Below are 11,582 nucleotides of genomic sequence, written 5' to 3' on the forward strand. Positions count from 1 at the left end.
GGTCTCATATCTAAAGATAAAATTAAAGGAATATCAAAATTATATTCTATACCTATATCACCAGCAACTAAAGCAAAAGTACCGTCGTTTTCTCCTGCATCAAAAGATCCAATACCTGCACCTGCACCAACAAACCAGTTAAAATTACCATCTAAAGGCATTACCCATTGGTATAAACCAACTAGTTTAAACGCATCTACATCATTAGAATCTCTCCATCCTAAATCTACTTCTAATCTGTTATTTTCTCCTAAATGACGCTGGTAAGAAACTTCCCCTCCAAAACCATCATTGTCTCCTAAACGTAAACCAATAGCATTTTCAGAAATTGATTGTGCTTGTACACTACAAACCGTTAGTGCTAAGATTGAAAATAAACCTAATATCTTTTTCATTGTTTTTTGTTTTAATTATTAAATATACGATGTAAACACTAAAAAAAGACAACTATAGGGTTGTCTTTTTTTACTAAAATTATGTTAATTTTAGTTATTAGTTATCATCAACAGCATCATCAATTTCGTCTCCAACTTCCTCTACTCCTTCTTCAAGTCCGTCTCCTACTTCTTCTACTCCGTCTTCTATTTTTTCTCCTGTAGTTTTTGTATCTCTACAACTTGTAAATACTGATCCTACTGCAAATGCTATTACTGCAAAATATGCTATCTTTTTCATAATTGTTGCTTTTAATGTTGTTGTTTTTTCGTTTTATTTTGTGTGTATGTGTCTGTGTTGGGGCACTAAATATTTCTTTTTCTTCCTGTAATTAATGACACTACAAAAAGTATCAGAAATAAAAAGAATAAAATTTTAGCGATACTGGCAGCACCTGCTGCAATACCTCCAAATCCTAAAACTCCGGCTATTAAAGCTAGAACCACAAACGTAATTGTCCATCTCAACATAATATTTTTAATTTAAAGGTTAATACTATTATTTTTTTTGAATACTTAAATTCTATACAGCAAAGATGAAGCTTGTTTAGAGATCATCTTGACACAATCAATCCAATTCTTAACTCATTTAAAAACAAGTAAATAATGCCCTTTATATATATAATAGGTATAGTTTTCTAAATATAGTATTAGAGTTAAAAATCAAATTAAAAGAGCTAAACCAATTTAATAGGTATAAGTAGTTTTGTTGCAGACATATTAAGTATAAGAAAATAGTGATTATGCTTTTTTTAATCAAACTAAACCCTACAACCTTATGAATTATTTAAATATTAGCGACAATAAATTAGTGCCTGTTGTAGGCGAACTAAATATGCTTTTAGCAGACTACAGTGTGTATTACCAAAAATTGAGAAGTTTTCATTGGAATGTTCTTGGACAAAACTTTTTTGATTTACACGTAAAATTTGAAGAGTTATACACAGACGCAAGAATAAAGATTGATGCCGTTGCAGAAAGAGTATTAACCTTAAGATACCACCCAGTAAGCAACTTTAGTAAGTACTTAAAAATTTCTTCTATAGAAGAAGTATCTCCACTAATAACAGATACCGAAATGGTTGCTGAAATACTTAGTGATCATCAAAAAATATTAAAACAAATGAAAACTACTATTGAAGCTGCAGAGGAAGCAGGTGATGAAGGTACAATGGATATGATGGGATCTTACATTGCAGATTTAGAAAAATCTAGTTGGATGTTAGATGCTTGGCGAAAAAACACAGAAGACCAACTAAAAATAAGAGCTAAAGAAATGACTTCATAAAGGTTATTGCTCATAAAAAGCAATTAATAACCTTATAAATTTTTAAAATATGAAAAATAAAATTGAAGCCTCTTTTATAGATATTTATGATAAAATAGAAGGTTGGGTAACAACTTTAATTGAAAATTTACCCAACATAATAGTTGCCATTATTGTAATGGTGATATCTTATTATGCTGCTCGCTTTGTAAACAAATGGGTAGTAAAATTAGCATCTAAACGTATACCGCAAGACAGTATATCTAACCTTGTTGGACGCATTAGTGCTACTGCTGTTGTTCTTTTAGGGCTATTTTTAGCCTTAGGTGCAATGGACTTAAGTAAAACATTAAATACATTACTTGCCGGTGCAGGTATATCTGGTTTAGTAATTGGTTTAGCCTTGCAAGGAACACTTTCTAACTTATTATCTGGTGTTGTTTTATCGTTTAGAAAAAAGATTGAAATAGGAAACTGGATAGAAACCAATGGTTACTCTGGTGAAGTAATGGACATTAATTTAAACAGTCTGGTACTTAAAGAGTTTGATAATAATTTGGTGGTTATACCCAACAAAACTATAATAGAAAACCCTTTTAAAAATTACTCACTAACAACACGTATGAGAATAGTTGTGTCGTGTGGTGTTGGGTATGAGTCGGATTTAGAACAGGTTCAAAAACTAACAAAAGAAGCAGTTGGTAGTTTATATAAAAACGACGATGATTCTGAAATAGAGTTTTACTACACAGAGTTTGGAGACAGCTCTATAAACTTTATATGTAGGTTTTGGGTAGATGCAGAAAATGCCAAAAACAAATTAGACGCTAAAAGTGTTGCAATTAAAGCAATTAAAAAACACTTTGATGCAAACGACATTAACATTCCGTTCCCTATTAGAACTTTAGAATTTAATAACAAACTAAATATAAACTCACCCAACAAAGAATAATTAATAAAATACATAGAAAAACAAACAAGTTTATTGTTGTTGAGTAGTAACATATTCAACGTTTTATTTGTTTGGTTTGTGGTGATGAAAAAGACTTCTTTTAAGTAAGAGGTCTTTTTCTTTTTTATAACCACTGTAGATTTCATAATAAATTCTTAAATACAAAAACGGTATGTGTGTACTTACTATATTTGTGTTTAAGCTTATGATAAAAACAAGTAAACTTCAATTTTCATACTCAACAGAAAACAGTTTTAGTTTTCCTGATATTTCTCTGCAGCAAGGAGAGCATTTGCTAATATTAGGATCTTCTGGTGTAGGCAAAACTACTCTTTTACATTTATTAGCTGGTTTACTACCTGCTAGTTCTGGTAGTATTACTGTTGGTAGCACAGAGCTACAAAATTTATCTAGAAAAAAACTAGATGCCTTTAGGGGTAGAGAAATGGGTATCATTTTTCAGAACGACTATTTTATAAATGCACTTTCTGTTGAAGAAAATTTAGCACTACGACTTTATTTTCCTGATAAAAAGAAAGATACCACTAGAATAAAAGAATTAGCAGAAAGACTTGACATAAGCAACTTATTACACAAAAAAGTAACCGCTTTAAGTGAAGGTCAGCGCCAACGGTTATCTATTGCCCTGGCCCTAATAAATAAACCAAATGTAATTTTTGCAGATGAGCCTACTGCAAGCTTAGATGACAAAAATTGTGAAAAAGTAATTGCATTACTTAAAGAAGAAGCTAATACTAGTAATGCTAATTTACTTATAATTACACATGACCAAAGAGTAAAAACAATGTTCAAAAACCACTTGTATTTATGAATCTTGTAAAACTCAGTTTTAAAAATCTAATATCTAAGCCACTTAATGCTTTACTTAGCTTATTACTTTTAGTTTTAAGTGTGGCTTTGGTTACGTTTATGCTTCAATTAAGCGACCAAGTAAAAGGCAATTTAGACAAAAATATAAAACCGGTAGACTTGGTTGTAGGCGCAAAAGGTAGCCCGTTACAGTTGGTACTTTCATCGGTCTTACATATAGATGCACCTACAGGAAATATTAAATTAAAAGATGCCGAAAAACTAAAAAAAAGTAGACTTGTAAAAACAGCTGTTCCTGTTTCTTATGGTGATAATTATAAGGGAGTACGCATTTTAGGCACAGAAACTAGTTACTTAAAATTATACAATGCTGAGTTAGCAACGGGTGAGTTATTTAATAAATCACAGCAAGTAGTTTTAGGTAGTACAACTGCTAAAAAACTACAATTAAAAATTGGAGATACTTTTTTAAGTTCTCACGGTTTAGCAGACCAAAGCCTAGAGGAGCATAACGGACACCCATTTAAAGTAGTTGGTATTTTAAAGCCAACAGGAAGCATTGTAGATAATTTAATTATTACAAATTTAGAAAGTATTTGGGATGTTCACGGTCACGCTGAAGAAGATGATGATGATGAACACCACCACGAAGAAGACCTAGAGGTTACATCATTACTTATACAATTTAGCAATCCAATGGCTATGATGCAATTGCCAAGGTATATTAACGATAAAACCAATATGCAGGCAGCATTACCATCTTTAGAAATTAATCGTTTGGTAAAGCTACTAGGTGTTGGTGTACAAACCATACAGCTTATTGCTATTGCTATTTTATTGGTATCTGGTTTAAGTATTTTTATTAGTCTATTAAAGGCAATTAGGGAGCGTAGACAAGAACTAGCGTTATTGCGTACTTATGGTGCTACAGCTACACAGTTACTTTGGTTGGTTCTTTTAGAAGGTCTATTTTTAGGTTTTATAGGTTATGTTATTGGTTGGTTAATTGGCAGATGTGGACTTTGGATTATATCTAACTACGCACAAAACAGCTACGGTTATACTTTTAATTTAGCTACAATAACTAAGTGGGAAGCCATACTATTACTTGCTACTTTAGGAATTACTGTTGTTGCGTCTGTACTGGCTTCGCTATCTGTTTTTAAACTAAATGTTTCTAAAATTTTATCTTCAGAAAAATAAAAAACACATTTGGAATAATTATTGGATTACTACCTTTGAAAAAAAATATTATTATGATAAAAAAGTTAGGTCTTTTATTATTATTTATATGCTCTACACAACTAACATCTGCACAGGCATTGTTAGACTGGGAAGATATGATACAGGGTGTTACCTACACTACTCCAGAAGGCGGAGCAGAATTAGGAGAATTTTTAACGCCAACGTATACTAAAAAAATGCTGGCTTTAGAAGGCCAAGAAATTTCTATTACAGGTTATTTTTTGGTATTAGAAGGTCAAAAAGATTCTTTTATGTTATCTAACAACCCTATGGCTTCCTGTTTTTTTTGTGGCAATGGCGGACCAGAAACTATTATAGAGTTGTATTTTGACAAAAGACCAAACTTTTTTATGGACGATTTAATTTCGGTAAAAGGAACATTAAAACTAAACAGAGATGATCCAGACCATACATATTACACTATAGAACATGCAAATGGTTTTACTATAAAAATGTAAAACTACTTACTTTATAAAACTACAAGCTCTTTACTTCTTTTAAAGAGCTTTTTTTATGTCTGTTTTTTAAATCAGTTAAAGATTTAATTGCTTGGGCTACTCCCTTTTTTAATTTATATGGAATTTAGTAGTGGTATAATTTACGCCTATTTAACCACAAGCTATGATTAATAAAAAGAAGAATATTATAAAAATTACAACGGCAGTAATAGCCTTGTTTTTAGTCTTTTTATTATGCGCACATTGGTTTGTTAAGCATAAAATAAACCAGCAATTACAATACAATTTACCACAGCATATTACTATAAATTACAACAGCATTAGCCTTAATCTTTTATTAGGGAACGTTGGTTTAGACAAAATTAGTTTTAAAGAAGAATCTAAGGGTAACAATAAAACTAAAATAGTATTAAAGGCTGCTAAAATAGCCATAAAGGATCTTAGTTATATAGACCTATTATTTTATAAAAAATTAAGTCTAAATAAGTTAAAGATAACCAGTCCAGAGCTTACAAAATATACAGTTTTAGATACCATAACTAGCTATAAAGAAGAAAAAAAAGAGGGCATATTTACAAACCCTATAAGTATTAGTGAGTTTAAAATTACCAACGGAAATATTACTTTTTTAAATGCACAAAAGACAACTGCTGCAAAGGCAGAACATATTTTTATTAACTTAAAAGATGTTGTTTTTAAGGCCGATAAAGAGAAAAATACGAATCCGTTAGAATATAAATACAGTAATATTTCTGCTCATAAATTATATGCTAACTTAGGTAAGTTTGAAGAAATTAATGCTGAAAAATTAAAGGCACAGAATGAATCTATCTTGTTTAAAAATCTTCAACTAAAAACAAAATACACCAAAGAAGAATTATCAAAGAAAATAACAATAGAAAGAGATTTTATCAATCTAAAAATTAAAGAATTAGCATTAGAAAACACTTCATTTAGTTATTCAAAATTAACATCACTTTTAAACATTTCTAAAGTATATATAGCAAAACCAAATTTAGAAGTATATAGAGATAAACTTATAGCAGACGATTTTAGTTACAAGCCAATGTATAGTAAAATGTTAAGAGATTTATCATTAAAAATAGGTATAGATTCTATTCTAATACAACAAGGAAACATTGCTTATCAAGAAAAATTAACGCAACATATAAAGCCCCAAAAACTAAGTTTTAATAATATAAATGCAACTATTAGCAACTTAAATAATTACAACAATAAAACAACCACAGTACATACAAACTCTTTATTAATGAACAAAACACCTTTAGAATTAAACTGGAGTTTTAACATACATAATACAACAGATTTCTTTAAAGCTTGGGGAAGTTTTACAAACTTAGACATTGCAAGTATAAATCCGTTTTTAAACACCAATTTAAGAGCAACAGCAGAGGGAGATATGCAACAGATGTATTTTACGGTTAGTGGTAACAAACAAAAATCTGCAGGGGATTTAAAAATTAAATACAACAATTTTAAGTTCAAGGTTTTAAAAAAGGACAGATTGGGAGTAAACAAGCTCTTAACCAAGATAGGTAATTTATTAATAAAAGAAGGCTCTAAAGCAAACCCTGAAGATTATAGATACGGAGAAATTGAGGTAGAGAGAGATACCACAAAATCGTTTTTTAATTATTTATGGATAAATGTAAAAGCTGGTTTATTAGATGCCTTAACCGGAAAAGGAACCAAAAAACATTAAAAACACCACAAAAACAAAGTTTAACACTTAAAACAAACTAAAATGGGAGTAATAGCAACAAATAGTAATAAAATAACATTAATTTATAACGGAGACAACTCTATAGGAAAACAAACAGTTGGTTATGTAGAGTCTGCCAGTAAAGATATTTTAACAAAAGACACCTCTAAAACAAAAATTACAGGCACACAATGGGCAGAAATTGCTGATAATTTACAACTAAGCATTTGTGATTTAGTAGATCAAAATCATCCTAATTTTATTAAAATATATGGAGATGAAAAAGTAGATATTACGGCAGACGACTGTATTAAAATATTACAAAATAGTCCAGAAACATTAGCTTATGCAATTTTAATAAATAGCAATGAATTCCATTTAATTAAAACACCATCTGACGTAGAAAAGTATCTAGAAATTAAATCAAACAATAGCAACCAATAATAGGATGAAAAAGCGTAAAATATATAAAAAGAAAAGGTACGCAATACCACTAGCAATAGTAATTATTGTTATAGTGGTACGCTTACTTTTGCCAACGCTTGTAAAAAATTATGTAAACAATGTTTTAGCTGAAATTCCTGGGTATTATGGGCAAGTTAAAGACATTGACATTTCATTAATTAGAGGTGCGTATGTTATTAATGGTTTGTATTTAAATAAAAAAGAAGCTAAGTCTCAGGTGCCTTTTATTGCTGTAGATAAAACAGATATTTCTATACAATGGAAAGCTCTTTTAAATGGCAAAATTGTTAGTGAGTTGCACCTAACTAAACCTAGCATTATTTATGTTTTTGAAGACCACAAAACAACAGATAGTACAGATATAGACGATTGGTCTAAAGCACTAACAGATATTGTACCTATAGATATTAACCACCTTACTATTACAAACGGAAAAGCAGCCTTTGTAGAGATAAACACCAGCCCTAATATAGATTTACATTTAGACAACATTAATTTACAAGCAGACAACCTAAGAAACGTTGTACAAAAAAAACGAAACCTACCCTCTACCATTACAGCAACTGCTGTTTCTATAGGTAACGGAAAGCTAAAATTAGATGGTAAAATGGATTTGGTAAAACAAATTCCTGATATGGATATGTCTTTATCACTGCAAAATGCAGATGCAACCGCTTTAAACGATTTTACAAACCATTACAGTGGTATAGATTTTAAAGAGGGTAACTTTAATGTTTATAGTGAAATTGCCATTGCAGATGGTTTTTTAACAGGCTATTTTAAACCTATTTTAAAAGATGCTAAACTTATAAGTAAAGAAGATGGCTTTTTTGAAACCCTTTGGGAAGGTTTTGTTGGCTTTTTTAAGTTTATTCTTAAAAACCAAAAGCAAAATACACTAGCTACTAAAATTCCTATAGAAGGCGATTTAAACAATGTAAAAACAAAAATATTCCCAACGGTAACTAACATTTTTAAAAATGCTTGGATATCTGCTTTTAAAGGTAAGGTAGATGACAACGTAACTTTTAAAGATGCAGAAAAAGGTGCCGACAAAAACAACAAAAAGAAGAAAAAAAAGTAACTTTATACTAGCAATAATTTAATGTTTTGCGTTAAACAAGCTTTAGATTCTTGCCTAATTTTGATGAACAAGAAATATTAATTTTTTAATTATCACAGCTATGAGCAACACAGTAACTACTACAAATCCGTTTACCGGAAAAGACATAAAAACATACAACTTACACACTAAACAAGAAATAGATTCTGTTTTATCTACAGGAGAAAAAACTTTTAAAGATTGGAGAAAAACGAGTATTAAAGAACGTACTTCTTTATTAAAAAAATTAGCTAAACAGTTAGAGAAAAAACGAGATGACTTATCTGCTTTAATGACTGCAGAAATGGGTAAACCTATAGCACAAAGTAAAGCTGAGATAGACAAATGCGTTTGGTTATGCGATTTTTATGCTAAAAACGCAGATAACTTTTTAAGTGATGCCATTATAGATACAGAAGCACAAGAAAGTTTTATTAGTTATGATCCTATTGGAGGTGTATTGGCTGTAATGCCTTGGAACTACCCTTTTTGGCAAGTTTTTAGATTTGCTGTTCCTACGCTAACTGCTGGTAATGTTGGTATTTTAAAGCACGCTGCAAATGTAACTGGTTGCGCACTAGCAATACAAGATTTATTTTTAGATGCTGGGTATCCACAAGGTTGTTTTCAAACAATTATTGCAGACCATAAAGCAACAGAAACTGTTTTAGAAAGTAGTTTTATACAAGCTGTTAGTGTAACTGGAAGCGAAAAAGCTGGTAAATCTATAGCTAGTATTGCAGGTAAAAATCTAAAAAAATCTGTACTAGAGTTGGGTGGCAACAATGCCTGTATTGTATGGGATAATGCAGATTTAGACACCTACATACCTACAATGGTAAAAGCTAGGTTCCAAAACACAGGACAAAGCTGTATTGCTGCAAAACGATTTATTGTTGAAGAAAGCATATATGAAGAGTTTTTAGAAAAATTTAAAGCAGAGGTTGAATCTCTAAAAATTGGAAACCCTGAAGAAGAAGAAACTTTTATGGCTTCTATGGCACGTACAGATTTGGCTGAAGAATTAAAAAAACAAGTTGATGAATCTGTAAAAAAAGGAGCAAAAGTACTTATTGGCAACACACTTAATGGCGCTAACTTTGCGCCAACCATACTTACTGATGTTACCGAAGATATGCCTGTTTTTAATGAGGAAACTTTTGGACCAGTAGCTGCAATTACAAAGGCAAAAAATAAAGAGCATAGTTTAGAACTTGCTAGTAACTCTAGATTTGGTTTGGGTGCTATGCTGTTTACAGAAGATATAGCTGCTGCCAGACAAGCAATAGACCAAATTGAAGATGGCGCCTTTTTTATAAACGAAATGGTAAAATCTGACCCAAGATTACCTTTTGGAGGTACAAAAGCATCAGGTTACGGTAGAGAACTATCTAAAGAAGGAATGTTAGAGTTTGTAAATAAAAAAACTGTTTACATTAAATAATATAACTTAGAAGACATAAAAAAGCTTCAAACTAAAGGTTTTACCAATAGTTTGAAGCTTTATTGTTTAATATTAATCTACAAGTTGCTTAATTCTAGCAGCCAATTTATTTAGGTTTTTTTCATTATATCCCATAGAAATATAAACAACCACTCCATTTTTATCTATTATATAATTTAAAGGTATTCCTTGTTTTTTGTAGCCACTGTAAAACTCATTTTTAGGATCTAAATACACATTAAAATCTATACCTCTACCTCTTAATTCATCCATTTTTTTAAGCACAGTAGAACGTTTTTCTCCGACCGAAACAGGAACAAACACAAAATTCTTATCTGTATTTGGCTCTAAAACAACTTCTGGTATTTCATAAAATTCTCGTAAACAAGGTACACACCAGGTAGCCCAAAAATTTAACAATACCACTTTACCTTTTAAGTCTGTACTTTTTAAAACATTTCCGTTTATATCTTCTAATGTAAAAGCAGTAATAGTATCGCCAACTTTAATTTTAGAAACAGCTACCGCTTCTTTATTTACAACTTTAGCTTCTTTACTTTTAGACTTACTTTTTGTTGGCTGTTTCTTTTTATTAGCCAACATCTCTTCATCAGAAAAGACTTCAATTTTCATTACAAAGTTGTTGTCCAGTCGTTCTTTAAAGCGCTTTGCAATAGCTTTTTTCTCTTTTTTAGAAACACCATTATGCATTGCTTTTATTTTATTTTCTTTTTGTAAAACCGTAAGATATTCTTCTGTAACCTCTTGCCCATTTACAATAAAAATCATTTTTGGTTTTACTTCTTTTTTATCTTGTGCATAAGCATTAAAACTAGATGCAAAACATAAAAAAAGTACAGAAACACTTATGTATTTCTGTACTATATAATTATTTAATATCATTTTTACTTTAAAGTTATTTCAATAACACCATTTTTAGCTCTAGCTCCGTATTTAGCTATTGCGCTTTCATTTTTTAAAACATTTATAGCCTCAATATCATCTGGATCAATCATACCAACATCAAAAGGTTTAGGAACTTCTTGTCCGTTTACAACAAAAAGTATATCAGAAAACTGATTGTTATTTTTAGGTTTAAATCCAACCGCTGCAATACTTTTGTCTTTCTCCTTCACAGAAAAATAAAAATAAAAAGGCTCTATGATTCCCTTTTCATCTTTTTTGTAAGTTTCTGTTACGTTGTCTTTAGTTTTATATGTGGCAGATATGTTTGTTATTTCTCCCTTATTATTACGCTTCACATCACCAAAAGATAAAGTTACACCTTGCTCTTTTGCTTCTTTACTAAAACCTTCTAAATCATTAGCTGTAGTGGTAGGTAATATGTCTATGGTTAGCAATTTTATTTTCTCTTTACTTGCTTCGCCTATGAAAGAAAAAGTACTAGATTGTGCCTGCACATTTAAACCTAACATACATAGTAACAACGTCATTACCGATGTAGTCATCACAATTTTTACTGATTTCATTTTTTGTAACATAACTGTTCGTTTTTAATTGATTAAAGATTGATTTTTATTTTTTCGTTGTAATTTCTACCACACCATTTTCTCCTTTTTTACCAAACCTATCTATAGCAGATTGATTTTTAAAAATATTTATATGCTCAATATTTTGAGGAATTAACAGATTCATATCAA

At 30.4% G+C, this 11,582-nt stretch carries 14 protein-coding genes; 9 read left to right on the top strand and 5 right to left on the bottom strand.

Annotated elements, in window-relative coordinates:
- The 3 genes from ABJD66_RS11105 to ABJD66_RS11115 form a co-directional block, all read right to left on the bottom strand.
- The coding region (locus tag ABJD66_RS11105; RefSeq protein ID WP_348131481.1) for a hypothetical protein at positions 1–395 on the bottom strand (395 nt) is incomplete at its 3' end.
- Positions 396–492: 97 nt separating this feature from the next.
- Positions 493–675 carry a hypothetical protein gene (locus tag ABJD66_RS11110; protein WP_100894148.1) on the bottom strand — a complete coding sequence of 61 codons (183 nt, stop codon included), beginning with the start codon at positions 673–675 and terminating at the stop codon, positions 493–495.
- A gap of 65 nt (positions 676–740) precedes the next feature.
- Positions 741–905 carry a DUF1328 family protein gene (locus tag ABJD66_RS11115; protein WP_100894149.1) on the bottom strand — a complete coding sequence of 55 codons (165 nt, stop codon included), beginning with the start codon at positions 903–905 and terminating at the stop codon, positions 741–743.
- Between the two features lie 307 nt (positions 906–1,212).
- On the opposite strand from ABJD66_RS11115, the gene ABJD66_RS11120 reads away from it, so the two are divergent.
- The 9 genes from ABJD66_RS11120 (at position 1,213) to ABJD66_RS11160 (ending at position 9,921) form a co-directional block, all read left to right on the top strand.
- The gene (locus ABJD66_RS11120; protein ID WP_303540065.1) at positions 1,213–1,722 is read left to right on the top strand and encodes a DNA starvation/stationary phase protection protein; all 510 of its coding nucleotides are present in this window, start codon (positions 1,213–1,215) and stop codon (positions 1,720–1,722) included.
- A gap of 49 nt (positions 1,723–1,771) precedes the next feature.
- Entirely contained in the window at positions 1,772–2,653 is an 882-nt protein-coding gene (locus tag ABJD66_RS11125) for a mechanosensitive ion channel family protein (RefSeq protein ID WP_100894151.1), read from the top strand.
- A 205-nt stretch (positions 2,654–2,858) separates the two neighbouring features.
- Positions 2,859–3,485: an ATP-binding cassette domain-containing protein gene (locus ABJD66_RS11130; protein ID WP_348131487.1), complete on the top strand. Its 627-nt coding sequence runs from the start codon at positions 2,859–2,861 to the stop codon at positions 3,483–3,485.
- Complete coding sequence (locus tag ABJD66_RS11135; protein WP_348131490.1) at positions 3,482–4,687, top strand: ABC transporter permease; 1,206 nt, start codon at positions 3,482–3,484, stop codon at positions 4,685–4,687. The genes ABJD66_RS11130 and ABJD66_RS11135 overlap by 4 nt, the downstream gene beginning before the upstream one ends.
- Positions 4,688–4,740: 53 nt before the next feature.
- Positions 4,741–5,187, top strand: coding sequence for a hypothetical protein (locus tag ABJD66_RS11140; protein ID WP_348131493.1), 447 nt, complete (start codon positions 4,741–4,743; stop codon positions 5,185–5,187).
- 163 nt (positions 5,188–5,350) lie between these two features.
- Positions 5,351–6,910: a DUF748 domain-containing protein gene (locus ABJD66_RS11145; protein ID WP_348131496.1), complete on the top strand. Its 1,560-nt coding sequence runs from the start codon at positions 5,351–5,353 to the stop codon at positions 6,908–6,910.
- A gap of 42 nt (positions 6,911–6,952) precedes the next feature.
- Positions 6,953–7,354, top strand: coding sequence for a hypothetical protein (locus tag ABJD66_RS11150; RefSeq protein ID WP_348131499.1), 402 nt, complete (start codon positions 6,953–6,955; stop codon positions 7,352–7,354).
- 4 nt (positions 7,355–7,358) lie between these two features.
- Positions 7,359–8,459 (top strand): DUF748 domain-containing protein, encoded by a 1,101-nt coding sequence (locus ABJD66_RS11155; protein WP_348131502.1) that lies wholly within the window; start codon positions 7,359–7,361, stop codon positions 8,457–8,459.
- 100 nt (positions 8,460–8,559) lie between these two features.
- Positions 8,560–9,921 (top strand): NAD-dependent succinate-semialdehyde dehydrogenase, encoded by a 1,362-nt coding sequence (locus ABJD66_RS11160; RefSeq protein WP_348131505.1) that lies wholly within the window; start codon positions 8,560–8,562, stop codon positions 9,919–9,921.
- Between the two features lie 72 nt (positions 9,922–9,993).
- Here the strand turns inward: ABJD66_RS11160 and ABJD66_RS11165 are convergent, their stop codons facing one another.
- Positions 9,994–10,824 (bottom strand): TlpA disulfide reductase family protein, encoded by an 831-nt coding sequence (locus tag ABJD66_RS11165; RefSeq protein ID WP_348131508.1) that lies wholly within the window; start codon positions 10,822–10,824, stop codon positions 9,994–9,996.
- A 2-nt stretch (positions 10,825–10,826) separates the two neighbouring features.
- The gene (locus ABJD66_RS11170) at positions 10,827–11,411 is read right to left on the bottom strand and encodes a TonB-dependent receptor plug domain-containing protein (protein WP_348131511.1); all 585 of its coding nucleotides are present in this window, start codon (positions 11,409–11,411) and stop codon (positions 10,827–10,829) included.
- Between the last annotated feature and the right edge of the window lie 171 nt (positions 11,412–11,582).

This window comes from Cellulophaga sp. (genome assembly GCF_039943695.1).
In the GTDB taxonomy this organism is placed as follows: Bacteria; Bacteroidota; Bacteroidia; order Flavobacteriales; family Flavobacteriaceae; genus Cellulophaga.